The sequence below is a fragment of the Paenibacillus sp. 598K genome (assembly GCF_003851045.1).
Lineage (GTDB): Bacteria > Bacillota > Bacilli > Paenibacillales > Paenibacillaceae > Paenibacillus_D.
On sequence record NZ_BFBX01000010.1, the window covers coordinates 130,809 to 156,557 of the forward strand.

General features: G+C 55.3%; 26 protein-coding genes. 15 read left to right on the plus strand and 11 right to left on the minus strand.

All coding sequences use genetic code 11. The annotated features are described in order from the left end of the window. Positions 1 to 221 precede the first annotated feature (221 nt). Complete coding sequence (locus tag PA598K_RS03980; RefSeq protein WP_128655609.1) at positions 222 to 905, plus strand: MOSC domain-containing protein; 684 nt, start codon at positions 222 to 224, stop codon at positions 903 to 905. 69 nt (positions 906 to 974) lie between these two features. Here PA598K_RS03980 and msrB read toward each other — a convergent pair whose 3' ends face one another. The 5 genes from msrB to PA598K_RS04010 form a co-directional block, all read right to left on the minus strand. Continuing rightward, the gene (gene msrB, locus PA598K_RS03985) at positions 975 to 2,066 is read right to left on the minus strand and encodes a peptide-methionine (R)-S-oxide reductase MsrB (protein WP_260405250.1); all 1,092 of its coding nucleotides are present in this window, start codon (positions 2,064 to 2,066) and stop codon (positions 975 to 977) included. 25 nt (positions 2,067 to 2,091) lie between these two features. Further along, positions 2,092 to 2,640: a TlpA family protein disulfide reductase gene (locus PA598K_RS03990; RefSeq protein ID WP_128655610.1), complete on the minus strand. Its 549-nt coding sequence runs from the start codon at positions 2,638 to 2,640 to the stop codon at positions 2,092 to 2,094. A 163-nt stretch (positions 2,641 to 2,803) separates the two neighbouring features. Next, on the minus strand, positions 2,804 to 3,844 hold the full coding sequence (locus tag PA598K_RS04000; RefSeq protein ID WP_128655611.1) for a sensor histidine kinase: 1,041 nt from the start codon (positions 3,842 to 3,844) through the stop codon (positions 2,804 to 2,806). A gap of 3 nt (positions 3,845 to 3,847) precedes the next feature. Continuing rightward, the gene (locus PA598K_RS04005; RefSeq protein WP_128655612.1) at positions 3,848 to 4,549 is read right to left on the minus strand and encodes a response regulator transcription factor; all 702 of its coding nucleotides are present in this window, start codon (positions 4,547 to 4,549) and stop codon (positions 3,848 to 3,850) included. Positions 4,550 to 4,618: 69 nt separating this feature from the next. Next, on the minus strand, positions 4,619 to 5,104 hold the full coding sequence (locus tag PA598K_RS04010) for a copper amine oxidase N-terminal domain-containing protein (protein WP_128655613.1): 486 nt from the start codon (positions 5,102 to 5,104) through the stop codon (positions 4,619 to 4,621). Positions 5,105 to 5,281: 177 nt separating this feature from the next. On the opposite strand from PA598K_RS04010, the gene PA598K_RS04015 reads away from it, so the two are divergent. The 4 genes from PA598K_RS04015 to PA598K_RS04030 all read left to right on the plus strand — a co-directional run bounded on the left by PA598K_RS04015 (position 5,282) and on the right by PA598K_RS04030 (position 8,981). Continuing rightward, complete coding sequence (locus PA598K_RS04015; RefSeq protein ID WP_128655614.1) at positions 5,282 to 5,653, plus strand: BlaI/MecI/CopY family transcriptional regulator; 372 nt, start codon at positions 5,282 to 5,284, stop codon at positions 5,651 to 5,653. Then, positions 5,646 to 7,556, plus strand: coding sequence for a M56 family metallopeptidase (locus PA598K_RS04020; RefSeq protein WP_128655615.1), 1,911 nt, complete (start codon positions 5,646 to 5,648; stop codon positions 7,554 to 7,556). Before PA598K_RS04015 ends, PA598K_RS04020 begins: the two co-directional genes overlap by 8 nt. A gap of 40 nt (positions 7,557 to 7,596) precedes the next feature. Further along, positions 7,597 to 8,217, plus strand: coding sequence for a copper amine oxidase N-terminal domain-containing protein (locus tag PA598K_RS04025; protein ID WP_185601540.1), 621 nt, complete (start codon positions 7,597 to 7,599; stop codon positions 8,215 to 8,217). A gap of 197 nt (positions 8,218 to 8,414) precedes the next feature. Further along, positions 8,415 to 8,981, plus strand: a complete 567-nt coding sequence (locus PA598K_RS04030) for a cupin domain-containing protein (RefSeq protein WP_185601542.1) — start codon at positions 8,415 to 8,417, stop codon at positions 8,979 to 8,981. Positions 8,982 to 9,072: 91 nt separating this feature from the next. Here PA598K_RS04030 and PA598K_RS04035 read toward each other — a convergent pair whose 3' ends face one another. The 3 genes from PA598K_RS04035 to PA598K_RS04045 all read right to left on the minus strand — a co-directional run bounded on the left by PA598K_RS04035 (position 9,073) and on the right by PA598K_RS04045 (position 14,111). After that, a complete protein-coding gene (locus PA598K_RS04035; protein ID WP_128655618.1) occupies positions 9,073 to 11,508 on the minus strand; it encodes a GH36-type glycosyl hydrolase domain-containing protein in 2,436 nt (811 codons plus the stop codon). Positions 11,509 to 11,786: 278 nt separating this feature from the next. Beyond that, positions 11,787 to 12,836, minus strand: a complete 1,050-nt coding sequence (locus PA598K_RS04040; protein WP_128655619.1) for a LacI family DNA-binding transcriptional regulator — start codon at positions 12,834 to 12,836, stop codon at positions 11,787 to 11,789. Between the two features lie 381 nt (positions 12,837 to 13,217). Beyond that, positions 13,218 to 14,111, minus strand: a complete 894-nt coding sequence (locus PA598K_RS04045) for a hypothetical protein (RefSeq protein ID WP_128655620.1) — start codon at positions 14,109 to 14,111, stop codon at positions 13,218 to 13,220. A 343-nt stretch (positions 14,112 to 14,454) separates the two neighbouring features. Here PA598K_RS04045 and PA598K_RS04050 point away from each other — a divergent pair, with 343 nt between their 5' ends. Then, positions 14,455 to 15,024 carry an SF0329 family protein gene (locus PA598K_RS04050; RefSeq protein ID WP_128655622.1) on the plus strand — a complete coding sequence of 190 codons (570 nt, stop codon included), beginning with the start codon at positions 14,455 to 14,457 and terminating at the stop codon, positions 15,022 to 15,024. 89 nt (positions 15,025 to 15,113) lie between these two features. Here PA598K_RS04050 and PA598K_RS04055 read toward each other — a convergent pair whose 3' ends face one another. After that, positions 15,114 to 15,857, minus strand: a complete 744-nt coding sequence (locus PA598K_RS04055) for a TVP38/TMEM64 family protein (RefSeq protein ID WP_185601544.1) — start codon at positions 15,855 to 15,857, stop codon at positions 15,114 to 15,116. Between the two features lie 171 nt (positions 15,858 to 16,028). On the opposite strand from PA598K_RS04055, the gene PA598K_RS04060 reads away from it, so the two are divergent. The 9 genes from PA598K_RS04060 (at position 16,029) to PA598K_RS04100 (ending at position 24,063) form a co-directional block, all read left to right on the plus strand. After that, positions 16,029 to 16,571 carry a helix-turn-helix transcriptional regulator gene (locus PA598K_RS04060; protein ID WP_128655623.1) on the plus strand — a complete coding sequence of 181 codons (543 nt, stop codon included), beginning with the start codon at positions 16,029 to 16,031 and terminating at the stop codon, positions 16,569 to 16,571. A 195-nt stretch (positions 16,572 to 16,766) separates the two neighbouring features. Continuing rightward, on the plus strand, positions 16,767 to 16,955 hold the full coding sequence (locus PA598K_RS04065) for a PLDc N-terminal domain-containing protein (RefSeq protein WP_128655624.1): 189 nt from the start codon (positions 16,767 to 16,769) through the stop codon (positions 16,953 to 16,955). Between the two features lie 15 nt (positions 16,956 to 16,970). After that, positions 16,971 to 17,888 (plus strand): ABC transporter ATP-binding protein, encoded by a 918-nt coding sequence (locus PA598K_RS04070; protein WP_128655625.1) that lies wholly within the window; start codon positions 16,971 to 16,973, stop codon positions 17,886 to 17,888. Further along, positions 17,885 to 18,655 carry an ABC transporter permease gene (locus tag PA598K_RS04075; protein WP_128655626.1) on the plus strand — a complete coding sequence of 257 codons (771 nt, stop codon included), beginning with the start codon at positions 17,885 to 17,887 and terminating at the stop codon, positions 18,653 to 18,655. The genes PA598K_RS04070 and PA598K_RS04075 overlap by 4 nt, the downstream gene beginning before the upstream one ends. A gap of 109 nt (positions 18,656 to 18,764) precedes the next feature. Beyond that, a complete protein-coding gene (locus tag PA598K_RS04080) occupies positions 18,765 to 19,460 on the plus strand; it encodes a response regulator transcription factor (RefSeq protein ID WP_128655627.1) in 696 nt (231 codons plus the stop codon). Next, positions 19,450 to 20,454 (plus strand): sensor histidine kinase, encoded by a 1,005-nt coding sequence (locus PA598K_RS04085; RefSeq protein ID WP_128655629.1) that lies wholly within the window; start codon positions 19,450 to 19,452, stop codon positions 20,452 to 20,454. Before PA598K_RS04080 ends, PA598K_RS04085 begins: the two co-directional genes overlap by 11 nt. Positions 20,455 to 20,556: 102 nt before the next feature. After that, positions 20,557 to 21,312 carry an ABC transporter ATP-binding protein gene (locus PA598K_RS04090; protein ID WP_128655630.1) on the plus strand — a complete coding sequence of 252 codons (756 nt, stop codon included), beginning with the start codon at positions 20,557 to 20,559 and terminating at the stop codon, positions 21,310 to 21,312. Continuing rightward, positions 21,309 to 23,246, plus strand: coding sequence for an FtsX-like permease family protein (locus PA598K_RS04095; RefSeq protein ID WP_128655632.1), 1,938 nt, complete (start codon positions 21,309 to 21,311; stop codon positions 23,244 to 23,246). Before PA598K_RS04090 ends, PA598K_RS04095 begins: the two co-directional genes overlap by 4 nt. A 16-nt stretch (positions 23,247 to 23,262) precedes the next feature. After that, positions 23,263 to 24,063, plus strand: coding sequence for an undecaprenyl-diphosphate phosphatase (locus PA598K_RS04100; RefSeq protein ID WP_128655634.1), 801 nt, complete (start codon positions 23,263 to 23,265; stop codon positions 24,061 to 24,063). A gap of 72 nt (positions 24,064 to 24,135) precedes the next feature. Here the strand turns inward: PA598K_RS04100 and PA598K_RS04105 are convergent, their stop codons facing one another. Both PA598K_RS04105 and PA598K_RS37705 read right to left on the minus strand, forming a co-directional pair. Then, positions 24,136 to 24,978, minus strand: a complete 843-nt coding sequence (locus tag PA598K_RS04105; RefSeq protein WP_128655635.1) for a MerR family transcriptional regulator — start codon at positions 24,976 to 24,978, stop codon at positions 24,136 to 24,138. A gap of 116 nt (positions 24,979 to 25,094) precedes the next feature. Further along, positions 25,095 to 25,749: alpha/beta fold hydrolase (locus PA598K_RS37705; protein ID WP_260405251.1), on the minus strand; the 655-nt coding region annotated here is incomplete at its 5' end.

Genomic DNA, 25,749 nt, shown 5'->3' on the forward strand with positions numbered 1-25,749 from the left:
GTGAAGAGATTGTGTAGGATTGTGAAAGATCAAGGGAGGGGGCTGCCTGGAGCGAGGTCGTTTTCTATTTGATGGCGAAAGGAGCGTGATAATCAATTTTGGACTGTTCAGTATATAGATTTTTGGAGCTATATTCCCCGTCCATTTCTTGCTATACTGCTGTCTAATGGGTTAGCTTTTTACCCGCACAGCAGAGGAGAGATTAGGGAAGGGGGATTCCGATGGGAGCGATTGCGATGCGCTCGTTGAATGTAGGGATGCCGCGCGTCGTCCCGTTTCAGCGCAAGGACGTAAACACAGGGATATTCAAGGATCCGACCGAGGCGTCGTTATTTTTATCGTATACCAACCTGGATGGCGACGGACAAGGGGATCTGGTGCATCACGGGGGCAGGGAAAAGGCGGTCTGCGTCTATCCTTACGAGCATTACCCTTTCTGGGAGGAGGCGCTGGGGCGCCAATTGAGCTATGGAGCCTTGGGCGAGAATGTAACGACCCAAGGCCTGTTGGAGACGGAGGTGTGTATCGGCGATACGTTCAGGCTGGGCGAGGCGATCGTCGAGGTGAGTCAACCGAGGCAGCCTTGCTACAAGCTGACGCTGCGATACGGCGTGCCGGAGATGGTGCTAAAGGTGCAGCAGACCGGCTACACAGGCTTTTATTTCCGGGTGCTGCAGGAAGGACTCGTCTCCAGAGACGCAGGCATCTCCCTGCTGGAGCGGCATCAAACGGGCATCACGATCGCCTATGCCAACCGGATGATGCATCAGGACAAAGACGATCTCGAGGGCGCCCGTCGCATCCTCGCCGTCGCCGAGCTGTCCGACAATTGGCGTCGAACCTTCATGAAGCGGCTGGCCGGGAGCGAGCCCGATACAAGGGAGAGGCTGACCGGGCAGACGTAGCCGAGGCGTGCAGACGTAGCTGGGGCTTGCAGACATAGCCCGAGCGTCCAGACGCAGGCTTGAGCCCCGCTACTGCGAGTCGATCAAGGACGTCAGAAAGCCGTAGCCTGCCTCCTCCATCTTATCGAGCGGCACGAAGCGAATCGAGGCGCTGTTGATGCAGTAGCGTTGACCGCCGCGATCCTCGGGACCATCATTGAATACGTGGCCGAGATGGATGTCGCCTGCCCGGCTGCGCACCTCGGTGCGCACCATCCCGAAGCTGGTATCCTCATGATAGGTGACGACCTCCGGTACGATCGACTTGGTGAAGCTCGGCCAGCCGCAGCCGGAGTCGTACTTGTCTACGCTGGTGAACAACGGCTCTCCCGTTGCGACATCGACATAGAGACCAGGGTCGTACGTATCCCAGTATTCGTTGCTGAATGCGCGCTCGGTATCGTTGTTGACGGCGACTGCATACTGGATGTCAGTCAGACGCTCCTGCAGCTGTTCATCGGTCGGGCGAGGATAGAGCGCCGCGTCGATCATCAGCTCTTGCCCGTCCAGCACGCTCAGATCGATGTGGCAGTAGCCGTTCGGGTTTTTCTCCAGGTAGTCCTGGTGATATTCCTCCGCCAAGTAATAGTTTTGCAAGGGCAGCACTTCGGTGACGATGGGCTGCTCGTATTTCTCTTGCTCCCGGGCTACGACCTGCTCGATGATCGCCGCCTCCTCAGGCGAGGTATAGTAGATGCCCGAGCGATACTGGATGCCTCGATCGTTGCCTTGCTGGTTCACGCTGGTCGGATCGACCACACGGAAAAAATAATCCAGCAGCGTCTGCAGCGTCACTTGCTGCGGATCATAGCTCACATGAACAGTCTCCGCAAACCCGCGATCCCCGCGAATGACCTCCTCGTAGGTCGGGTCTTCTCCTTCGCCGTTGGCATACCCCGAGGTCACATCGTGCACGCCTTGTATCCGGGACATATACGCTTCCACACCCCAGAAGCAGCCACCTGCCAGGTACAGGTCACGAAGCTCCGCCGGGGCGCTGTTCGCTACTTTGACGGGAGGAGGCGAGGCTTGGGTCGTAGGATCTCCGCTCATGCCACCGCCGCAGGCCGACACGAGGATAGCGAGAGCCAACAAGCATACAACAGATACGGTCGCTTTCAAGACGTATTCTCCTTCCTTAGGGCGCCTAGGCGATTTTGTCTAGCGTTTCGATGATTTGCTCGTTGGAGGCATGGCCAGGCAGCGCTTTGACCAGGATGCCGTCAGAGCCGATATAATAGGACGTCGGATAGGCGCGGATCTGGAATTGCTTGGCCCATACGCCATCTTCATCGAGGAGTACGGTCAAGTTGTCGTAAGGCTGTCTGTTGAACCATTGGGCGAACGCCGCCGCAGATTTCTCGCCCTTGTAGTTCGGAGCGACGATGGTGATCACCTGGAAATCGTGGTCCTCGCCAGCCAGCGTGTTCAGCTCCTCCAGACCGGCGAGACAGATGGAGCACCAGGAGGCCCAATATTTCACATAGACCTTCTTGCCCTCGAAATCCGCCAGCTGCACGGAGTCGCCCTTCAGATCCGTCAGCGCAAATGCTGGCGCAGCGTCTCCCTTGTTCATGGAAGCAGGCGTGCTCCCATCCGGCGGCGGAGCGTCTTGTCTAGCGCCGCAGGCGGTCAGGATGGACAGCACGCCGCCGATAACGAGTAGATAACTCATCCATTTCCGCATACGCTTCATGTTGGATACCCCCTAGATTATTGTAGCCATGCGACAAGGTTGTTGAGCTGATCGGTCATCAGCAGGATGCCCATGACGATCAGCATGCAGCCGGATACCATCTTGATGAGAGGCTTCCCATCAATGCTGTCACCACCTGAATGCAAGGGATATAACGTTCTGTTTAACGACTGTCATAGATCGGCAGGGTGAACCAGAAGCAACTGCCCGCTCCCTTGGCGCTATGCACCCCGATCTCGCCTCCATGGAGCTGGACGATTGACTGCGCAATGGCCAGGCCCAGACCGGCGCCGCCATTGTTTTTGCTGCGTGCTTTATCGATCCGGTAGAATCGTTCGAAGATTCGCGATGCTTCGGCTGCTTCGATCCCTTCGCCTTCGTCGGTCACCGAAAAGAGTAGATAGCGGCCCTGCTCCGCAGCGGATAATACAATTTTGCCTTCCATAGGGGAGTGTTGAATCGCATTTTGCAGCAGATTGGACAGCACCCGCTTGATCTGAGTCGGCATCATGACGGCGGCAGGCAATCTATCGGGAAGATCGATCTCAACGTGGAGTTTCTTCTCGGCGAGGTGAAACGAGAAGCTCTCCAAGGTGCTGATCAGCAGCTCATCGGCATGCGAAGGCTGCGGCTCGAACACTTCGCCCTTGGCCTCCAGGCTCGATAATTCGAATAGGTCCTGGATGAGCCCGCTTAGTCGCTTCGTCTCCAGCCGAATCGTGTTCAGATATCGCTGGAACGTTGCTTCATCCTTGATCACATCGTCCTCTAACGCCTCAACAAACGATTGGATGGAGGCTAGCGGCGTCCGCAAATCATGGGAGACGTTGGCGATCAGCTCCCGCCGGGCGGACTCGGAATGATGCAGATTGTCGAAGCTTTCCTTGAGCTTGCCGCTCATCGCATTAAATTGCCGCGCCAGCAGCTTGAACTCCTGCGGACCGACGAAGGGAACCTCGGTATCGAAATCCCCTTCGGCAATGCGCACCGTTTGCTGCGTAATTCTCGCCATCGCTTGCTCTAGCGGCCTTGTCAGCAAATGCTGGAGAATAAACGACAGCAAGCCGACCGTAGCGGTGACGCCAGAGAGCCAATAAAGCTGTTCGATGGTGAGCAGCATTTTGGAGTAGCTGACAAACAAGCATAAGAGCAAAACGCTAATCCCGGCCAGGTTGGACAACAGTAAGTACGTTCGCAGCTTCATCCGTCAGTCCCCGCCTGCAAACTTGTAGCCGATTCCCCACACGGTCTTGATGTATCGGGGCTCCGAAGGATTCGATTCGATCTTCTCCCTCAGTCTTCGGATATGGACCGTCACCGTGGTCGTATCGCCTTCGTAGCTGAAGTCCCACACCTTGCTCAAAATCTGGGTTCGGGAAAAGACCTGCCCAGGATGGCTGGCCAGCAAATACAACATATCGAACTCGGTCACGGTCAAGTCAATCGACTGCCCGCCAATCTCCACTTTGCGCTTGGCAACGTCAATGGCAAGTCCTTCGTAACGAATCGTGTGTTCGGCAGCAGTAGCGGAAGCGGTCTGCACATAGCGCATCCGGCGCAGGATGGCTCGCACCCGCAGCACAAGCTCTCTTGGGCTAAAGGGCTTCGTCATGTAATCGTCGGCGCCGATTGTCAGGCCCATCAGACGATCCTGCTCCTCGCCGCGGGCCGTCAACATGACGATCGGGACATCGGCGGTTTGCCTGATCTCGTTGCACACTTCCCACCCGTCCCGATGGGGCATCATCAGATCGAGCACGATCAGATCAGGAGCGTGATGACGCCACAGCTCCAATGCCTCCAGCCCGTCCTTGGCTGTCGTGACGAGATAGCCTTCCCTCTCCAGATATCGCCGACAGACATCGGTAATGTTGCTGTCGTCATCCGCCACCAGTATGCGTTCATTCATGCTGACCCACCTCGTATTCCGAAAGTTACCGTTGCCTTCATGATACCATAAGTGGATATATTTGCTGCGCTACATTTTCTTCATGCTTTCTGCGGGCTTCATATATTGCATGATCAGCGCATCGCTCACATACGTGCTGCCTTCATGGAGGGTTGGTGCGATATCCAGACTCATTTCCTTGCCATTAATCATCGCCTTTTTCGAGCCGATCATCAGCTTGATCGTTTCGCCCATCGGCTTCATGCTGCTCTCCATCATCATATCGTCTTCCATCATCGTGTCATCTTCCATCATCATATCGTCCTTCATCATGTCGTCCTTCATCATCATGTCGTCTTTCATCATCGTTCCCATGTACATCAAGGTGACCGATTTTTCCTTGCTGTTCCAAGCGACGCTGTAGCCATACATCTCTGCTGCCTGTCTCAGATGGACCAGCTCTTTGCCATCCTTCATCATCGTCATCGGCGCGGCATTCGCCAGTCCGGCAAATACGAGTGACAGCGCCAACACCATCATCATGATCAAGGTCTTGCGTTGTTTTCCTTTACCCATTCGTATCACACTCCATTATTTTGTACTTGCATGGATAGGATACGGGGGAGAGCTTACGATTGTCTAAGTGAAGTATTACGATTGTATTAAGACGAAGAAAAAGATCATTGCTTTTCGATTCTACAACATGTAAAATAAAAAACAAGTTGTAGAAACGAATGAAGGGACAGTGAATCAATGCAAATTACTAAGGCGGAAATGGAAATCATGGAGGTCGTATGGGAAAACGGAGCAAGGATGACGACCAAGGAAATCGCGGAGAAGTTGCCTGACAAAAAAGTAACTACGCTGCTCACTCTGGCTGGAAGGCTGATCGACAAAGGAGCGTTGCATTCCATCAAGCTCGGGCGCTCGCACGCGCATGAATATTGGGCGGCGATCAGCAAAGCCGAATACCAAAAAATCCAAACGCAAAGCTTCATGGAAACGATCCATAACGGCTCTGCCAAAAGTCTGATCAGCGCCTTGTTCCAGGACGAGAAGCTGACCAAAAAAGATATCGACGAGCTACGTGATTTTATTAATCGGGAGGCGGACGGCCTTGATTAAATGGCTGCTTATGACTTCTTTGGCGGGCAGTATCGCAAGTCTGTTTCTCATCCTTTTCAAGTCAAAGCTGGCCGTTTTGTGCGGCGGGCGCAGGTACTATTACGTCTGTCTGTCGATGCTGCTGCTGTTCCTGGTGCCGCTTAGTATCGATATGCCGCCTCTCTATTCCTACCCATCCTTGATTCAGGGCACCGGCTCGGCTTCTCTAGACGCAAGTCCTACGGCTGCGGGAGAACGGACGGCACCGGGGCCGTCCTCGTCTGTTGCCTCAGTATCACAGGCAGCAGGAGCAGTACAAGCTCCAGCGCGAACGGCAGAGGCCTGGATTGTCGGAATATGGGGCAGCGGCGCTGTCGTCATGCTGAGCTTTTATTTTTTCAATTACTTTCGATTCAAGCGCAGGGCGCTTCGAGGCATCCGGATCGATCAAGCCGATGGCTTGCATGTGCTAGCCAGTCATGACGTGCACGCGCCTATGCTGATCGGATTCCATAAGCCTCAGGTTGTATTTCCGATGAAGCATATGAGTATGGAGGACTACCAGCTAGCGTTAAAGCATGAATTGATTCATTACAAGCAGAAGGATGCATGGTTCAAATTAGCAGCTGTCATCGTCAATTGTCTGCATTGGTTTAATCCCGTCTCCTACATGGCGTTGGCCAATATTAGCGAGGCATGCGAGTACGCGGTGGATGAGAAGTTGTCCAAATCGATGAAGGGCGTTGAAAAGAAGCGTTACAGCGAAATGATTTTGCGCTTTGCTTCCCCGACGTCCCCTGCCTTCAACAGCGGCCTAACCCAGCCTAAGAAGCAGCTATACCGCAGATTCAAGCTGATCATGAGCCGGAATACAGGCAGAAACCAGGCGTTTGTCGGCATCGCAGCTGTCGTCCTGATTGTAGCCGTCGCGCTCCTCTCGACCTCAGTCGTATTTGCAAAATCGTCACCGACGCATACGGAGTACAGCGGTGGCATCAAGACCTATTACAATACCGCTCAAACGTTAGAGCAAAATGTACAATCCACGCTCGGCCATAGCGCGCTGCGTGTTGTAGCAGCCGACTTGTATATCGACGAACAGGGGTTGAAGCTGGACTACTTTAACCGCACAGCGCCTTACTATAAAGTAGGGATGCAATGGATGGATAAAGCGGACTCCGCCGTAGCCGCCATGACCCAAATCGAACTGTCGATCCAGAATCGAAAGGTTACGGTCGCTTTCGGCGAACAGGCAGCCGCCTATAAGGACGACAGCGTCATTAAAAAAATGATCGCGAACCAAATGGACTATGAATTGAAGCTCGATGACAAAAAGTTAACTTACGATCATGCTGCCTTTGTCGATGAGCTGATCCGACGAGGTGCTTATGTCATTCATGAAGTGCTGCCACCCGAGCAATTTACGTTCCTCCTAACCCCGCTGCAAAATGGAGACCGTGCCGGGCACAAGCAACTAACGGATTATGATAAAAAAAACAAACTTACCCATGTTTTTAGTGGGAACGCAAAACTCCCGAAATCCGAACTTGATCCCATGGCGGATGGCTCAAAGGGAGTTCAGCTCGGAAAAGCGTTTGTGCTTAAAGCCGGAGAAACCTTGGCGATGGATGTCAAAGCGACGACAGACAACTCGCCGACGATTAGCCTGGCCGTCATCGATGAGGCCACAGGACGTGTCGTCTACTGGAGTCCCGTCGTAACGAGCGGGACCCGCACGATCTTTGTACCGGGGGAGAGCAGCGCGAATCGCTCCTTCAAGATCGTGGCAAGCGGCGAACAGAAGGATAGCGCGAAGCTGGATATTTTTACGTATCCAAGCAGAGACGAGGCACATATCCAGCCTCCAACCAAACTCAACCCGGGCTCCTTGGACAGCGAGCCTATACAATTCAAAATGGGATAATGCAAAATAATAACCGTCTATAACAATGGAGGGACTACCAATGAGGAAATCGAAATGGAGACTTAGCGTGCTTGCCTTGCTAGGTGTGATGGTATTCGGAGCTACGGCGAATGCGGAGGTGGAAACCTATTTCTGGTCGGAATCTGTACCGATGCCATCCTGTGTGGGCGATGCGTCTAGCAATCGGGAGAGTGGGGATGAGAAGGAGGGCACTTTTGTCACCGGAAAATTCTCGATTTCGACTATCGATGGCAATAAAAAGAACGAGGAGGAGCTTCCTACCTGTTCGGAGGCGAAAAAGAATCTCGTCCTGGTCGTTGTAGACGAGCTGTACCTGAACGTTAGGGGATGGGAAGCACCATGGCCTTATATCGAGAATGGACGCACGATGGTTCCGATGCGGGCGATTGCGGATGCATTCAAGTTCAAGGTGGATTGGGAGGCAAGCAAACAGAAGATTACACTGACACGAGAAGGCACGGTTATCGTCATGCACATCGGCAAATCCGAGATGCTCGTTAACGGGGAGAAGGTGCTGTTGGAAGGCACGACGCCTGCGATAAAAAAAGGCGTGACCTTCCTGCCGATCGGGCAGCTTGCTAAAACCCTCGGTATCGAGGTAGAGTGGGATGCCAAGACAAGGACCGCAACGTTTAAGTAAAGCGCTTGTGAAAACGTCGTGCCCCCTTTTCCTCGCGTCGGGACGCTTTGGAGAAGGGGGGATACAAGACTTCTTCACAAATTGTAATGGACGTTACAGAAGCAGGGAGGCCTCTTGGTATATACTGTGGACATCGAATCGGCGCTCGACTAGAGGAGCGGGCCGGGCAATACAGACCCCTAGGAGTTGGAAAGAGGATGACGGCATTACCGAGAACTGTCCAGCACAGATATACGAGCGAGTCCATTACCTTCGTAGAGACGGCAGAGGAGAGCGGCGGCGCATATCTGCTCATCGAGGTGGCTCTGCCTCCCCGGGGCAAGGGTCCGCCCTTGCATCTGCATGATCGATTCACCGAGCAATTCGAGGTGCGGCAGGGGCACTTGACCGTAGTGGTGAAGCAAGAGGAGGTTGTGCTCGAAGCTGGGCAATCCCTGCTCGTGCCGCAAGAAACTGCGCATACGTTCAAAAACAACCATGATGAACCGGTGGTCTTCCGGGTACGTTTAACCCCGCCTTTACAGTTTGAAGCGTCGGTTCGCGTTCATTACGGTCTCATGGGGGATGGCTTGACGGATGAGCAGGGCAATCCCAAAAATCTCTATCATGTCGCGCTCATCCTGATGTTGCAAAATACATGGGTAGCCGAGAAGCCAAGATGGCTGCAACGCGTGCTGTTCCGGACCTTGGTCATGATCGGCAAGCGAACGGGAGCCTTCAAGCCGCTGGAGAAATATACCCAAAAGCCGATTGTCGTTCCCTAGGGTGTGCAAACACGCCCTAAGAAACGCCCCCGTTATCGAACGAAACAGCTCGATAACGGGGGCGTTTCGTCATAAGTCATAGCCAAGTGCCTTAGCCCAGCACAGCCTCCACCTGATACGTGCCGCCGCTGCCGGTAACGGGGATAATGTTGCCCTCGAGCGGCTGGCCATCTACGGTGAGAGAAGCTACGCCTTTGGAGACGTTATCCGGGTTTGCGACCGTGATGTGGTACGTGTTGCCGCGGAATTCGCGGGTGATCGCAAAGCCGTTCCAGTCTCTCGGGATGCACGGATCGATCCGCAAGCCGTCGAAGTCGGCCTGGATGCCAAGGATCGATTGGGTGATGGCGATGTAGTTCCATGCCGCCGTACCGGTCAGCCAGGAGTTCTTCGCCTCGCCGTGACGCACCGCATCGCGACCGGCGATCATCTGGGCATAGACGTAAGGCTCCATCCGATGGATCTCGCTGATCTCCTCCAGGTAGGCCGGCGCGATCTTGCGATAGAGCTCGAAGGCGCGGTCGCCGTTGCCGAGCACCGTCTCCGCGATCATGATCCACGGATTGTTGTGGCAGAAGATGCCTGCGTTCTCCTTGTAGCCTGGCGGGTAGGACGAGATCTCGCCCAGGTTGAGATAGTACTTGGAGTACGGCGGCGTCTGCAGGATGATGCCGTAGTCGGTCTCCAGATGCGCCTCGACTGAGCGCAGCGCCTTGGCCGCCAGCCCTTCCTCGACGCCGATCCCGGCCATGACACAGAAGCCTTGCGGCTCGATGAAGATCTGGCCTTCTTCATTGTCCTTGCTGCCGACCTTGTTGCCGTAGTGATCGTAGGCGCGCAGGAACCAGTCGCCGTCGAAGCCATGCTCGAGCGTCGTCTGGCGCATCGTCTCGATATGCGCCTGCGCTTGCTCGGCCTCGGCATGGAGACCGCGACGCTTGCACAGCTCGACATAGTCCGGACCGACGAACACGAACAGGCCGGCGATGAAGACGGACTCGGCGACGCGCCCCTCGATATTGGCCGTCGTCTGGAAGCTCTCGCCCGGCTCGCGGGAGAAGCAGTTCAGGTTCAGGCAGTCGTTCCAGTCGGCGCGTCCGATGAGCGGCAGGCCATGCGGCCCCAGGTTATGGAGGACATGGTCAAAGGATCGCTTCAGATGCTCGAACAGCGTCGCCGTGTTGTCCGGGTTGCTGTCGAACGGCACCTGTTCATCGAGGATGCTGTAGTCGCCACTCTCTTTGATATACGCCGCCGTGCCGAGGATGAGCCAGAGCGGGTCGTCGTTGAAGCCGCTGCCGACCTCGTTGTTGCCCTTCTTGGTGAGCGGCTGGTATTGGTGATAGGCGCTGCCGTCCTCGAACTGGGTGGAGGCAATGTCGATGATCCGCTCGCGCGCCCGCTCCGGGATCTGGTGGACGAAGCCGAGCAGGTCCTGGTTGGAGTCGCGGAAGCCCATGCCGCGGCCAATGCCGGATTCGAAGTAGGAGGCGGAGCGGGACATGTTGAACGTGACCATACATTGATACGGATTCCAGATGTTGACCATCCGGTTCAGCTTGTCGTCCGGTCCTTGCAGCGTATACTTGGATAGCAAGCCGTCCCAATAGGCGGCCAGCTCGGCCATCGCCTGGTCGACGTCCTCGTCGGTAGCGAAGCGCTCGATCATATCGTAGGCTCTCTGCTTGTTGATGACGCCCGGCGATTCCCATTTCTCGTCCTCGGGGTTCTCCACATAGCCCAGCACGAACACGAGCGTCCGCTCTTCGCCCGGGTGGAGGGAGAGCGTGATGCCATGCGAGCCGATCGGCGACCAGCCGCTGGCGACCGAGTTCGCAGAGCGGCCTTCGGCGACGACTGCCGGCGTATCGAGACCGTTATAGGCGCCGAGGAAGCTGTCCCGATCCGTATCGAAGCCATCGATGTCCGCATTAACGGAGTAGAAGGCGTAGTGGTCGCGACGCTCGCGATATTCGGTCTTATGGTACATGACAGAGCCTTCGATCTCGACCTCGCCGGTGCTCAGATTGCGCTGGAAGTTGGTCATGTCGTCGTTGGCGTTCCACAGGCAGAATTCGGCAAAGGAGAACAGCTTCACTTCCTTGGGCGCGTTCGATACATTGGTGACGGTCAGTTGGTGCACCTCGCCGGTGAAGCCGAGCGGTACGAACTGCAGCTGCTTGACGCGCAGGCCGCCGCGCTCGCCGGTAATCGCGGTGTAGCCGAGGCCGTGCCGGCATTCGTAGAAGTCGAGGTCGCGCTTGACCGGCATCCAGCCCGGTGTCCAGTAGTCGCCGTCGTCATGGATATAATAATAGCGTCCGCCGTTGTCGAGCGGGATGTTGTTGTAGCGGTAGCGGGTGAGTCGTCTGAGCCGTGCGTCGCGATAGAAGCAATAACCTCCGCCAGTGTTGGACACCAGGCCAAAGAAGTTCTCCGAGCCGAGGTAGTTGATCCAGGGATAAGGCGTCTTGGGCGTGTCGATGACGTATTCCTTGCTGGCATCGTCAAAATGACCGAATTTCATCCGTATCATCTCCTTAAAAAGTGCTGTGAACGCGCGTTTATAGAGGTTTAAAAAGAAGCGCTTCACCGTCTCGCTCGCTGGCAGAGCAGAGAGTGAAGGCTTGATGTGCCAGTGCGCCCGAATGCGACCGGTGCGATCCATAGGGCCCAATACGACATTGCTGCCGCCTCGGCCATATGACCGATACGACCTCCAGGTCGGCCAGGCCAATCCGGAAATCGCGACCGATGCGACATCCAGGTCGGCCAAGCCGGCCACCCCAGCCGTCACAAGAGCCGTTACAAGCTCCGGCAGGAGTCCCGCAGGATTAGCGGCGCGGGGAAGCTGACTGTGCTGAAGGCGCTGATCGTCTGCTCGCACAGCGCGACCACCTTGTGGACCGCTTCCCTGGACATGTCGTAGATCGGCAAGCGGACCGTCGTCAGCTTCGGCGTCAGCTGGGTAGCGATCGGGCCATCGTCGAAGCCGACGATCGAGATATCGTCCGGGACCGAGAGGCCGAACTCCTGGAACGCCTCGTAAACGGCAGCCGCCATATCGTCATTAGCCGTGAAAAAGGCGGTAGGCAGCTCCGCTCCCGACGAGAGCAGCCCTTTCACCTCATGGTAGGCATTTTGCTTGAGGAATTCTCCATTCAGGATGTAATGCGGCTCAAGCGGCAGGCCGTGGCGCTGCAGGGCGGACTCGTAAGCCTTGTAACGCTCGGAGCCTGAGAACGTATGCACGGAGCCGTTGATCATGCCGATCTTCCGGTGACCAAGCGAGATCAGATGCTCGACCGCTTCCGTCGCTCCGTCGTAATCCTTGGAGTTGATGACGGATACGTTGCTGCGGTCCAGACGATGGGCGATGATCTCCCCGATGTCGTAGTCGATGAGGACGAGCGGCGATTCCAGACCGACCAGCTCGCGGATGACGTCGACTTGCCTGCGGGTGCCGACCAGGATCGCCCCGTCGATCCTCTTTTGCTGACAGGCCTGCTTGACCTTGTGATAGTCCTCTACGGTGTATAGCGTGTGGATGAGCACATAGTAGCCGAGCGAGTTGGCCGCATCGACCACGGACTCGACGAACGGCGCGAAGTAATTGTTCTGGTAGATGCGATGACCGCTCGTTTTATCTGCCGTGCTGACGACAAACAAGCCAATCGTGTTGGTCGCCTTGCCGGCCAGCGCCCGGGCGTACGAGTTGGGCTCATATTGATGCTGCTCGATGATCTTCAGTATTTTCTCTCTCGTTGCGGGAGGGACGTTGGGGTAGTTGTTGATAACTCGGGAGACAGTGCTGCGTGAGACGCCAGCCAATTTTGCTATATCTTCGCTGCGCATGAGGCCTCCTTTTGTTGCGTGAACGCGCGTTTACATTTCAATTGTAAAAGAAATCCAACGGGCTTGCAAGCCTTTTCTCGAATGAGGAGGGGAAACGCTTGCTCGTCGATGCTCGCCTAGAGTCCGTCCGCTGTAAGGCTTGTGACGGCGCTTATTGGCGGCATTTGGCGCTCATCCATAATCTAACGCTCGTCATCGCGCTTATTGGAGTGAAAAAGCCAATTTTGGCGGCGTTTTGCAAAAATAAGCTCTCCCACGAGCGTTAGCCTGCTAGCGGCTACCTTTTTGCTCAAATAAGGCCGATGGCAAGCGTTAGCTTCCCCTTGCCATCGCCCATCGGATATCGCGCGGGTCGGGATCCTACAGTGTTACCCAGTAGCCCTAACGCTCCACCGCCTGCATCGCTTCGTTCCACTTCTCCTTGTCGCTTGCCTCGAACAGACTACCCTGCTTGGATGCTACGATGGGTATACCTTCCTTGATTTGCAGGAAAACAACATACTGACGTCCCGTCTCGATCTTGGCAGGCAGACAGACGAGATCCTCGGCGCTGATGGTGATATCGCCTTGCAGCTGCTGGGTGAGCTTCACGGTTGCAAACGCCATGTACTTATTTTTTTTCATAATTTCAACTGGCTCTATAATAGCTACCAGATCGGCCTGTTTTGCCAGATCCTTCAGTTCCAGATAGTCAGGGATGATCATCGCGCTCTCCAACGCATCGACTTCACGGTACTGCGACAGAGCCGGAGAAGCCGCGATATCCGCTAGCAGATCTTTAGGTTTCACATCCTGGCTGATTAGAGCATTACTGTGCGTCACCCGTTCCTTATCCATTCGAACCAGCCCGCCGTCACGGAGAACCTTGTACACTGTGTGGGGATACAGGCCCCCTCTGTAAGTTTGCAGGAACAGTAAGTAATCGACGCCTGGCTCCATCGTATTGTTCTGATTGTAGACATGGATAATATCGTTCTCGGTGCTACCCTTCAACTCGTGAGTGATCTGGAATGTATATTCACTGGAGCCGGGCTCGAACGGAGCGACATCGGTCACCTGACCGTAGACGATGTGATCCGCGAAGCCGATATAGTGCTCTATGCTTTCGAATTCAAAGGCATTCTGTGCAACGCTGGTTACTGCACCATTTGTGTCCTCCGAATCCATCGTCGCAAGATCGTCCTTGTCTGGCTGGATGACCAGGAGCAGCACAGCCGCTGTCAGTGCCAGGAGCAATGCTCCCGAGACGATTTTTATCGACAAAGGGAGTTTCATTCGATACACCTCTTTCTTTTCTTTATCATTTTTTATTAATATACTTGTCCGATATGTCTCTTATCTGTTGTCGTTAAAGAGGTCACGTTATTCGCTGAAGGATACATAAGAGTGCTATTGCTGCTTGTATGGCCGAACCATCCCAGCGCATGACCCAATTCTAGCATTAATTAACTTTTTTGTGGCTTCGTTTTCTTAAGATAATGTTGTGTAAACTATAGACATTTCGGCTGCGAGACGCAGGAGCGCCACTATAATTGTCCCACCGAGATTGTAGGAAGAGTGGGACTGGTAAGGAAGATGGTGTATGATGTAGGGTATCATCTGCACCATAGGAGGCATCATGTCCTGGAGTAAAGTAAAGCAGCAATTGGAGAGTTTCCTCACGCCAGCCTTGCAGGGCAAGGTGGAATACCGGGCTACGAGCTATCGGTATGTGCCGGACAAGGCCGGGCAGTGTTATATTACCGTCGATAAGAAAAATATCCTGCAAATGAATGATCCGGGCTGCCCGATCCGCTGGTATCCGTCCGATCAGGAGATTAAGCAGGACGGCTCGATCCAGATCCCGATCACCGAGGCGGAGATCGAGGCGCTGCGGGCAGAGACGCAGGGCAAGGTGCCGGAGGAGCGTCTGCGCGTGATGGTCAGAGGCAGGCGGATCAATACGCTATCCAAGTCGCTGCTAGCGGCGCAGGCGACCCTGAGCAAGTCCAGCTTTATCGTCGTGGCGACGACGTTTTTGACCACCTCAATCGAGGACAGCTTGGAGAGCCAGGATATTTTGCTCAATGTTCTGGCGCTGGTCGATCGTCGGGTCGGAAAAAAACGGCTGCTCAATATGGCCGATCAGATCAAAGTCAAGCATCCGATCGTGCAGTATTTCTATGCGCTGCGAATGAATCCTCGCTAGACACTAGAAGGCGAGTTATGGCCTAGCGTGCGGGGTCCGGCGGAATGACGGCGGTCGGACGACCACGCGGAACTTTGACGATCTGCTAGCTACTCCACCGGAGCCTTGTTCTTCAAGGGTGCCCTCGCTTTCTCCGAGCGAGCGGCGCCCTTTTCGAATTTGGAGAGGAGCTGAATCAGCTTGTCCTTCTTCCAATAGCCCAAGATGAAGCCGAGGATCGCGATAACCGAGATGACGATCGTCACGCCGTATTGCTCCAGATGCAAGGAGGAGCCGACGACGGCGGAAGCGGCGATCCAGGGCAGGCGACCGAGGATGAGCAGCGTGAAAAACCGCAGCGAGCTGATCGGCGTCAGGGCGGCGACATAGACGAGCAGGTCCTTGGGCAGGCCCGGGATGAAGAAGAAGAGCAGCAAAAACGCCGACAGCTTGTTTTGATCCTTAATGACCGCCAGCCATTTGAAATTTTTGCGATCCAGATAACGTTCGATCATCGATCGGCCGAGGAAGCGAGTGAAGTAGAACGCCATCGCCGAGCCTATGACCATGCCGACCATCGTATAGATCGTGCCGAGACCTGTCCCGTAAATATAGCCTCCTGCGATCTGGACCACCTCGCCCGGGATCGGCGCGATGACGATTTGCAAAATTTGGAACAAAATAAACATCACCGGCCCCCAGTGGCCCGTCGAACGAATATAGTCCCGGAAATTGTCCATCGAGGACAAGATGTGGAGAATGGCGGGGGCGTGACGGATAAAAAGCACCAGCGAAACGGCCGCGAGCAACAGCATCAGCATTTTCAACAGATGGGTTCTAGTTAGCTGCATCATGTTTGTACCTCTCCTTCAAGAAAGCTTTGACTTGAGATGCTCTCAGTATAGGAGACAAACCTTAACATCCATGCGGCTAATTCTTAAAGATTCTTAAATGCGTTCGTTCCTACGTTCGACTTCCTATTATCAAAATGATAATATTGTCATAATCAGTCAGGAGGGAACGCTATGGATCAAAAAATTATCGATTGTTTTACGCATTCAATCAAAGCTAAGCTGTTGTTGGAGCTCAACGCTACAGGGACAGCTACAGCGAAACAACTGGCGGAGGTGTACAGCGATATCCCCCAAGCTACGCTATATCGCTATCTGAAGCGGATGACGAATGACGGGATACTGAAAATCGTCGAGCAGACTCAAATTCGCGGGACGATAGAAAAGACATACGCCGTTGCGATTGACTTGTCCACCATGGGCCAAGGGCTGGAGGGGGAGCAGGCGGGCGATGTGTATATGCAGATGTTTATACAGTACGTGGCTGGTTTTATCAAACAGTTTCAGACCTATTGCAAGCAACCGGATATCGACATCCCGAAGGATATGTCCGGATTTTCTCTCGCCCCGATCTATGCGACTGATGAAGAATTGACTGCGGCGATGGAGCAGTACGTCAACTTCATACAGCCGTTATATCAGAATCGACCTGCGCCGGGCAGGAAGTCGCGTACGATCGGTCTGATCATTTCGCCGCCCGAATCGTATAACGACTAGCGCCCTTTTCACCATCCAATCTCTAACTCCTTGCAGTTTTGCGGCAAGGAGTTTTTTTGTCGACTCGTCGAAGGACAGCTCCAGCCGTGTCGCATTCTCAGGGCGTTGCGTACTGCGGTCTTGACGTATTATTATCAAATTGATAATATAATCTATATTGATAACAATAGTTTATAAGTTTGAGGAGGCCAACGCATGAGCTTTGAAGACTTTCTACCCATTATTGCATTGCAGGCGTTGCTGGTTGCGATTGCTCTCGTTCATCTTGTCAGGAGAGATGCGCGCTCGGTTCGCGATGAGAACAAATGGCTCTGGGCGGTTGTTATCGTCGTCATCAACATTATTGGTCCGATCATTTATTTCGTCTGGGGAAGAAAAGACTAGAGAGGGTGAGAGCCGGTGTCAATTATCTCTTGCGGGCAGGTAACCAAGGCCTATAAAGACAAACAGGCGTTGAAGGGAGTTACCTTTACGATAGACAAGCAGGGATGTATCGCATTCCTGGGAAACAACGGGGCAGGAAAAACAACGATGATCCGCATTTTGACCGGTCTGGCCAAGCCTTCGTCGGGACAAGCTCGCGTGCTGGGACATGACGTGAGCAAGGAGACGGTGCATATCCGCAGGAAGATCGGCTATTGTCCGCAAGCGCCCGCTTTTTATTCGTACCTGACAGGACAGCAATGGATGGAATGGGCTGGCTCGATCTTCAAGCTCGACAAGACGGAGGCGAAGCGGCGAACGGAGCAACTGCTCGAGCTATGCGGCATCGCGGACGCCCGCCATCGGACGATCGGCGGCTACAGCGGCGGGATGAAGCAGCGACTGGCGATCGCGCAAGCGCTTATCCATAACCCTCAGTTGCTCATCCTGGATGAGCCTGTATCGGCTCTGGACCCGATCGGTCGCTACGAGGTGCTCCAGTTGATCGAGCAGATCAAGTCAGAGATGACCGTCTTCATGTCCACCCATATCTTGGACGATGTAGAGCGCGTAGCCGATCATATCGTTATTATCGACGATGGCAGCATTATTTTATCCGCCAGCCTCGCTGAGCTGCAGGCCGAGTATATCGACCCGGTCGTTCATTTTACGGTTCGAGCCGATGGATTGGACGTGCCCGCGTTATTGTCGGAGCAGCCCTGGATCGCGACGGTTCATCGAGAGGGCCAGAGCTACAAGGTGACTGCCCCGGACTCAGAGGCCCTCAAGCGGTTGCTGCCCCGACTGCTGCTCGATGCGGGTTGCATCCTGACCTCTTATACGATCGGACAATCCAGCCTGGAAGAGGTCTATCTGAAGGTGGTGAAGCGATGACAGGCTTTGGTCCGATGCTGAAAAAGGAGCTGTCCGAGCTCTATTATAGTATGAGAATCGTCTATGTCCCGATCGTGTTTACGCTGTTGGCGCTTATGCAGCCGGTGACGATGAGTCTGTTGCCCAAGCTGCTGGAGAGCACCGACCTGCCACCAGGGACGGTCATCTCGGTGACCGAGCCTCAGGCGATCGATGTCATGGGGACGCTGCTGCAACAGTTCGGCACGCTCGGCACGATGGTCGTCATCCTGATCACGATGGGGGCGATCGCGGGGGAACGAGCTTCCGGCGTAGCTCCGATGGTGCTGTCCAAGCCGTTGAGCCGTGCAGCTTATTTCACCGCCAAGGGTGCAGCCTATGCGGTTCTCGTGACGATCAGCCTGGTCGTCGCCATGCTCATCTCGACCTACTATACCGAGCGTTTGTTCGGCGCGGTCGATTGGGGAGCGGCTCTGCTCGGTACGCTGGCCTATATCCCGGTGCTGTGGCTACTCGTGTCGATTACGCTGTGTACCTCGGCCTTGTTCCGCAGCCAGATTGCGGCAGGCGGCGTAGCTTTTGTTGTATACCTGCTCTTGTCAGTCGTACCGTCCTTCCTCGGCGGATTCGTGCGCTGGCTCTCGCCGAACAAGCTAGCGGAGGCGTCGAGCGCTCTGCTCATCGGCACAGAGGCGGATCGGATCGGTTTGCCGATTGCGGGGGCTCTGGCGTTGGGGGCGTTCTTCTATCTGATGGGGATACTCGCCCTGCAGACAAGAGAGCTCTGACACCTGATCTGGCATAGCACATGGACTGGCATAACGGGACGTCTGAGGGTATGATGGATGCAGATGCTATAAGGCTCATGCCCTTTGTATGCCGAGGAGGACCAAGACGATGTTTAAGATTATGGTCGTCGAAGACGACGCGACGCTGTTCGAGGAGCTGAAGACGCGGCTTAGCCTGTGGTCCTACGAGATCTGCGGCGTGCGGCAGTTCGACCGGGTCATGCAGGAGTTTACGGAGACTGCCCCTGACCTGCTCATCATGGATATTCAGCTGCCCAAGTTCGACGGCTTCCACTGGTGCCGGATGATCCGGGCGCACTCTACCGTGCCGATCATCTTCCTCTCCTCCCGGGATCATCCGATGGATATGGTGATGGCGATGCAGCTCGGCGCGGACGATTATGTGCAGAAGCCGTTTCATTTCGAGGTGCTGCTGGCCAAGCTCCAGGCGATCCTGCGCAGGACGTATAACTACGGCACAGAGCCGGCGCTGCTGAAGACGTGGCGGGGAGCTGCGGTCGAATATATGAAAAATACCGTCGCGAGCGACCAGGGCAAGGCCGAGCTGACCAAAAACGAGATGCTCATCCTAGCGATGCTGCTCGAGCGCAAGAACACGATCGTCAGCCGCGAGGAGATGATCGAGAGCTTGTGGCAAAACGAGCAGTTCGTCAGCGACAACACGCTGACCGTCAATGTGAATCGCCTCCGCAAAAAGCTGGAAACGATCGGGCTAGGCGCGTACATCGAGACCAAGGTCGGTCAAGGCTACATGGCGACGGAAGAGGCGACGCATGATACGTAGCTTCCTGGTTGAACGCCGGAGCTGGCTGCTGCTGCTGCTCTTCATCCATCTGCTGCCGCCGCTCATCGCGGCGATCGATGTGTCTATCCCGCTGCTGCCTGTGCTGTATATTACGCTGCTGTCGGGTCTGGTCTGCCTTGTCTTCCTGATCGCCAGGTATCCGAGAGAGACGAGGTTCTATCGGCAGCTGAGGGATTGGGATCCGAGCGATGGCACGGCGGCGCTGGCGGAGGCGGACCATCCGCTCGCGCGTATCGTGGAGGCGGCTATATCTGAGCAGGCGCAGCATTACAAGCGCGAGGCCGCTCGTCAGGGGGAGCTGCTGGAGCAGGAGAAGGACGAGCTGCTGTCCTGGATCCACGAGGTGAAGACGCCGCTCACGGCGATGCAGCTCGGGATGGAACGGGTATCCGATCCCGTGGTCAAGGCGAGGCTCGCTTACGAATGGCTGCGCATCCATCATCTGCTCGACCAGCAGCTTCATCAGCGGCGGCTCCCCTATATGGACAACGATCTGTTCATCGAGCGGACGAAGCTCGCGCCGATCGTCGTCCAGGAAATTCAGCCGTTGCGCTCGTGGTGCATGCAGAAGGGGATCGGCTTCGAGATGGATCTGCAAGCAGAGTACGTGCTGACCGATGCGAAGTGGCTCGGGTTCATCATACGGCAGCTGCTTACCAACGCGGTCAAATATAGCGACACGGGCGATATTGCGGTCATCAGCCGCGAAGCGAACGATCAGGTAATCGTCGAGGTGCGGGACGTCGGTCGGGGCATCAGCGCCAAGGACCTGCCGCGCATCTTTGATCGGGGATTCACATCGACTTCGATGCATCAGGACAGCGCGGCCACCGGCATGGGGCTGTATCTGGCGCACAAGGCAGCCCTTAATCTGCATATCCGCATCGAGGTCGAGTCGGTCAGCAGCAGCGGCTCGACCTTCCGGTTGCGATTTCCTGTAGCCAACGAGATGTCCCGAATGGGAGGCATGTGACGATAATGTCACATGCTTTTCTGTTTTGTTCGGCGAAGCGCAGGAGATTACTGGAGGGATGGGGTACGATAGAGGTAATTGAATCAAAGGAGATGGGTGCGGATGGTGATCCTCGAAGCAAAGAAGGTCCGCAAGGTTTATGGCAACAAGTTTAATCGGCAGGAAGTGCTGAAGGGCATCAACCTTCGAGTCGAAAAGGGCGAGTTCGTCGGCATTATGGGCGCCTCGGGCTCAGGCAAAACAACGCTGCTGAATGTGCTGTCCTCGATCGATCAGCTGAGCGATGGCGAGATCGAGATTGAGGGACAGCAATTTACAGGCATGAAGGAGAAGCAGCTGGCGGAGTTTCGCAAGCGGCATCTGGGCTTTATCTTCCAGGAATATAATCTGCTGGATACGCTCACGGTCAAGGAAAACGTGCTCCTGCCCTTATCGATCCGCAAGCTGTCGAAGCGAGCGGCGCTCGCCAAGTTCCAGGAGATCGCCACGGAGCTGGGTATCGAACAGTTAGGGGACAAGTATCCCGGCGAGATCTCCGGCGGGCAGAAGCAGCGCACCTCAGCAGCGCGCGCCTTTGTCCATGAGCCAAGCCTTATCTTCGCCGACGAGCCGACGGGGGCGCTCGACTCCAAGTCCGCCTCGGATCTGCTCGGCAAGCTCAACCATATGAACGTCAAGCATGCGGCGACGATTGTGATGGTCACGCATGATCCGGTGGCGGCGAGCTATTGCAGCCGGGTCATCTTCATCAAGGACGGCCAGATCTATACCCAACTGCACAAGGGCGAGGAGTCGAGACAGACGCTATTGAACGATATTATGAAAACCCAAGGCGTGCTGGGCGGTGTTCAAGGGTGAGTCTGACCACGATCATACTTCGCAACCTGCGCAAAAATATCAAGCATTACTATCTGTACGTTTTTGCGCTTATCTTTAGCTCGTCCTTATACTTTTCCTTCGTGACGCTGCAATACGATCCGTCGATGGACGAGACCAAGGGCTCGGTCAAGGGAGCGGCCGCGCTCGCAGCGGCTTCGGTCCTGCTGGTCGCGATCGTTGCCATTTTTCTGCTCTATGCCAATACGATCTTCATCAAGCGTCGCAGCCGGGAGATCGGTCTGTTCCAACTGATCGGTCTGACCAAGACGCGAATCCTCGGCATTATTACCGCCGAAAATATGATTTTGTATTTTGGCTCCGTGTTGGTCGGGATTAGCGCCGGCTTTGTCGTTTCCCGTCTGGCCCTGATGGTCCTCTTCCGGATTATCGGCGTGGAGGAGATGGCCGAGCTGCGCCTCTCGCCGGGAGCGATTGTTCAGACGATCCTCGTTTTTGTGGTGATCTATATGCTGATCATCGCGATGAACTACGTCTTTATCAAGAGGCAGACGATCCTGGCGCTGTTCCAGGTCGCATCGTCTACGGAGCAACGGGTCAGCAAGCGCAGCGTGTTAGGGACGCTGGTCGGCATAGCCGGATTGCTATTGATCCTGCTCGGCTATTATGTATCGACAGAGCTGTTCAGCGGGAGCTTCACCAATATGGGCGAGCTGGCGTTTGCGATGATTTTTATTTTGGCCGCCGTCATTATCGGGACGTATCTGTTCTACAAGGGCTCGGTCGGCGTCATCTTCAATATGATCCGTCGCAGCAAATCCGGTTATCTCTCGATCGGGGAGGTGCTGTCGCTCTCCTCCATCATGTTCCGCATGAAGTCGAACGCGCTGCTGCTGACGGTCATTACCACAGTCTCGGCGCTGGCGATCGGTCTGCTGTCGTTATCGTATATCTCTTATTACTCTTCAGAAGCGCAAGCGCGGCACAGCGTGCCGAACGACTTTGCCTTTGTGGACGAGCAAGAGAAGGCGCAGTTTGCTGAAGCGCTCGATAGCCGAGGGATCGCGTATACTGTCGTGCATAGACAGCCGATCTATATCGAGGCGGATGTATCCGATATTGCCTCGGCCAGCGTCGAGTTGAACCTTGGAGACAAGTCGTTGATTATCCCGACGATTTCAGAGTCTATGGTTGAGGACATCGAGCTGGAACCGGGCGAGGCGATCTTTATGGGATACAATGGAACGATTCAGCAAATTTTACCCACCCTAGGCAAGGGCGCCATTCGGTTGGTCGGGCAGAGCGGGAGCGTGGAGCTGCGGCTTGCAGGGACAAGGGAAGAGTCGGTCTTGTATTATATGTACAACTCGGGCATGCCGACGGTCGTTGTCGATGACAGCATCTATGAGCAGCTGCGGGTGGACATCGATCCTGCATTGCAGAAGTTCACAGACTACTACGGCATCGATATCCCGGATCCGTCCGCCAGAGAGCAAGCGGAGCAGTACTTTTCGGATGAAGGCTTGGAGGAATCCAATAAAGTCTTCTCGCAGTATGCGGATATGATGGCAAGTCGGATGAATATGGGCTTGATCATGTTCATTGTCGCATTCCTTGGGCTGGCCTTCCTTATTACCTCCGGCTGTATCCTCTACTTCAAGCAGATGAACGAGAGCGAAGAGGAGAAGCCGAGCTACACCATCTTGCGCAAGCTGGGATTCACCCAAAGCGATCTGCTGCGCGGCATTGTTTTCAAGCAAATACTCAATTTTGGCATTCCGCTTGCGGTGGGCCTTAGTCATAGCTATTTTGCAGTGAAGTCGGGCTGGTTCTTTTTTGGCACGGAGCTGATGACGCCGATGCTGATCGTCATGGGGGTGTATACGGCGTTGTATTCGATCTTTGGTCTGCTCTCCGTCTTGTATTGCAAGCGGGTCATCAAGGAATCGCTGTAGAGAGGAAGGGTGAAGGATGCAGGATATCATCCATGCGATTATATTGGGCATCGTCGAGGGGCTGACCGAGTTCCTCCCGGTGTCGTCCACAGGACACCTGATCCTTGCCGGGGATCTGCTCGGCTTCGACGGAGAAGCGGAGAAAACCTTTATGATCGTCATTCAGCTCGGCGCAGTCATGGCTGTATTGCTGCTGTACTGGAAGCGATATATCGCGATGCTGCGGGATATGGTGAAGCTGGACTTCAAGAAGAAAAAGCTGAACGTCATCCATATGTTCCTGGCGATGTTCCCGGCGCTGATCGTCTATCTGCTGTGCAATGACTATATCAAGCGGGTGCTGTTCGGTCCCGGGCCGGTGCTGATCAGCCTCGTGGCGGGCGGCATCCTGCTCATCATCGCGGCCCGCGCGAAGCGCAAGGTGACGGCCGAGGAGACGGACGATCTCTCGTACAAGCAGGCGCTTGGCATCGGGCTGTTCCAATGTCTCGCGCTGTGGCCCGGCTTCTCGCGCTCGGGCTCGACGATCTCGGGCGGGCTGTTGCTCGGGACGAGTCAGAAGGCGGCGGCCGACTTTACCTTTATGATCTCCGTCCCGGTCATGATGGGGGCGACGGTGCTCGATATGTACGCCAGCCGCGACGCGCTTGTCTCCGACGACCTGGTCTTGTTCCTCGTAGGATTCATCGCCGCCTTCGTCGTCGCTATGCTGGCGGTGGTGACGTTTCTTAATCTGATCAAGCGACTGCGGCTGGAGTGGTTCGCCGCTTACCGCTTTGTGATCGCGATTCTGTTTTACGTCTTTGTCATGGCTTGAGTTCAGGTTGCCCTCAAAAAAGCGTTGACCGGATTCGATCCCGTGCCTCTTCGGCTTTTTGAGGGCAGCCTGTTATTTTGGGTTTGTTCTATTGTTTCTTCCCGGCTCCTCGATTTGTACCATGATCTGCACCAGGTAGTCGTCGGGCTGCTGCAGGACGACCTCGTCGAGGAGATACTCCTCGTAAGCATCGCCGATGATGACGTACCCCTCGCGCGCCACCGTCTCAAAAATCTGCGGAAAAATCTTCTCTGTGTCGCCATAGTTGGCCCTCGCGTAAGCCACCAGATAATAACCCTCCGGCATGTACGCCTGCTCCTGCTGCGCTGTCGTTATCCGGCAGTACATGCCGGATATCGCATCGCCGTCGCCGCGCAGCAGCGCCTCCCGGGGGATGATTACGCCATTGGGATAGCCAAGCGGCGCATGCTCCAGCTGCAGGCGCTGCTGGAAGTCCTGCCACAGCTCCTCGGGGAATTGTTGCTTGGACGCTTGTACTGTGCTTCCGCGCAGCACGGGCGTACGGGCCTGCCAGACGACATGCATCTGGCCGGTGTCGATGCTCATCGAGGCTTCGATATTGTCCGCTCGTCGCACGATCATCTGCCGGGCCAGCTCCAGCTTCGTCAGTTGCTGCCGGACATGCTCCTCCTGCTTGCGCAACAGCGCCAGCGTCACCTCGGGCGTGCGCTGATCCAGGTAGGTCCGGATCTCCCCGAGCGACATGCCCAGCTCCTTGAAGATATGGATGAGGCCGATCGTATCGAGCTGGCTGCGGTGGTAGTAGCGGTAGCCGTTGGCTGCAATATGAGCCGGCTGGAACAAGCCGAGACGATCATAATAGATGAGCGTCTTGCGGTTCACTTCGGATAGCTTGGAAAATGCGCTGATCGTTAACAAGTCGCTTGGCTGCATAGGAACCCCCCACTAAAAGATCGGATGGACTATATAGTTGCTATACAGTTTGTAATTGCTGTTATTGTACACAAGATTGGCCCCCGTGACTGCGCGTCGCACAGACGAATATGTGTTCAGGAGCCTCGCTGCAGCTCGCTCCAAGTGCGGCTGAGCCACTGCGCAAAGGCTTCCTCTTCCTCGAATTGAGGGAAGTGCGCGGAATGCTCAAACACGACAAAGTCCTTGCGGGGCGCATTAAGCTGATCAAAGTAGGCTTGGGCAGACTGCACGGACGTCATATAATCGTACCGCCCCATGACGAAATAGGCGGGAATCTCCAGGCGCTCCACCTGCTCGGGCAAAGGCTGCTTTAATACCTCGTCCAGCAGAGGCCCTTGGGTCGCGGACACGCCTCTAATGTAGCGCAGCACATCGAGCAGATTATACTCCGGATGGAACAGGAAGCCGGTATAATAATCCATGTTGTCGTTGATCAAGCGGGAGGCGCCGCCGTATTTGCGCACCAGATCTCTCGGAGTCAGGCGCTCGCCGCGCGTAATCTCGTCCCGCAGACGCTCCGCCCGTCCGATATCGGTGGTATCTCCGGCGAGCGTAGCCTGGTCGATCACGTAGGCCAGACTGTCCAACTCGCTGGCGACAGCGTCGGCGACTTGTCCGATGCCGATATAGGCCGCATAACGCTCGGGCGCCCGGGCGGCAGCCTTCATGCCGATATACGTACCGAAGGAATGGCCTGCCAGCAGCAGCTTGTCCGCGCCGAGCTCGGCG

Bases quoted from the DNA above. Each gene is read 5' to 3' on its own strand.
- PA598K_RS03980 (WP_128655609.1), top strand. From the start codon at position 222: ATGGGAGCGATTGCGATGCGCTCGTTGAATGTAGGGATGCCGCGCGTC.
- PA598K_RS03990 (WP_128655610.1), bottom strand. From the start codon at position 2,640: ATGAAGCGTATGCGGAAATGGATGAGTTATCTACTCGTTATCGGCGGC.
- PA598K_RS04000 (WP_128655611.1), bottom strand. From the start codon at position 3,844: ATGAAGCTGCGAACGTACTTACTGTTGTCCAACCTGGCCGGGATTAGC.
- PA598K_RS04005 (WP_128655612.1), bottom strand. From the start codon at position 4,549: ATGAATGAACGCATACTGGTGGCGGATGACGACAGCAACATTACCGAT.
- PA598K_RS04010 (WP_128655613.1), bottom strand. From the start codon at position 5,104: ATGGGTAAAGGAAAACAACGCAAGACCTTGATCATGATGATGGTGTTG.
- PA598K_RS04015 (WP_128655614.1), top strand. From the start codon at position 5,282: ATGCAAATTACTAAGGCGGAAATGGAAATCATGGAGGTCGTATGGGAA.
- PA598K_RS04025 (WP_185601540.1), top strand. From the start codon at position 7,597: ATGAGGAAATCGAAATGGAGACTTAGCGTGCTTGCCTTGCTAGGTGTG.
- PA598K_RS04030 (WP_185601542.1), top strand. From the start codon at position 8,415: ATGACGGCATTACCGAGAACTGTCCAGCACAGATATACGAGCGAGTCC.
- PA598K_RS04035 (WP_128655618.1), bottom strand. From the start codon at position 11,508: ATGAAATTCGGTCATTTTGACGATGCCAGCAAGGAATACGTCATCGAC.
- PA598K_RS04040 (WP_128655619.1), bottom strand. From the start codon at position 12,836: ATGCGCAGCGAAGATATAGCAAAATTGGCTGGCGTCTCACGCAGCACT.
- PA598K_RS04045 (WP_128655620.1), bottom strand. From the start codon at position 14,111: ATGAAACTCCCTTTGTCGATAAAAATCGTCTCGGGAGCATTGCTCCTG.
- PA598K_RS04050 (WP_128655622.1), top strand. From the start codon at position 14,455: ATGTCCTGGAGTAAAGTAAAGCAGCAATTGGAGAGTTTCCTCACGCCA.
- PA598K_RS04055 (WP_185601544.1), bottom strand. From the start codon at position 15,857: ATGATGCAGCTAACTAGAACCCATCTGTTGAAAATGCTGATGCTGTTG.
- PA598K_RS04060 (WP_128655623.1), top strand. From the start codon at position 16,029: ATGGATCAAAAAATTATCGATTGTTTTACGCATTCAATCAAAGCTAAG.
- PA598K_RS04065 (WP_128655624.1), top strand. From the start codon at position 16,767: ATGAGCTTTGAAGACTTTCTACCCATTATTGCATTGCAGGCGTTGCTG.
- PA598K_RS04075 (WP_128655626.1), top strand. From the start codon at position 17,885: ATGACAGGCTTTGGTCCGATGCTGAAAAAGGAGCTGTCCGAGCTCTAT.
- PA598K_RS04080 (WP_128655627.1), top strand. From the start codon at position 18,765: ATGTTTAAGATTATGGTCGTCGAAGACGACGCGACGCTGTTCGAGGAG.
- PA598K_RS04085 (WP_128655629.1), top strand. From the start codon at position 19,450: ATGATACGTAGCTTCCTGGTTGAACGCCGGAGCTGGCTGCTGCTGCTG.
- PA598K_RS04090 (WP_128655630.1), top strand. From the start codon at position 20,557: ATGGTGATCCTCGAAGCAAAGAAGGTCCGCAAGGTTTATGGCAACAAG.
- PA598K_RS04100 (WP_128655634.1), top strand. From the start codon at position 23,263: ATGCAGGATATCATCCATGCGATTATATTGGGCATCGTCGAGGGGCTG.
- PA598K_RS04105 (WP_128655635.1), bottom strand. From the start codon at position 24,978: ATGCAGCCAAGCGACTTGTTAACGATCAGCGCATTTTCCAAGCTATCC.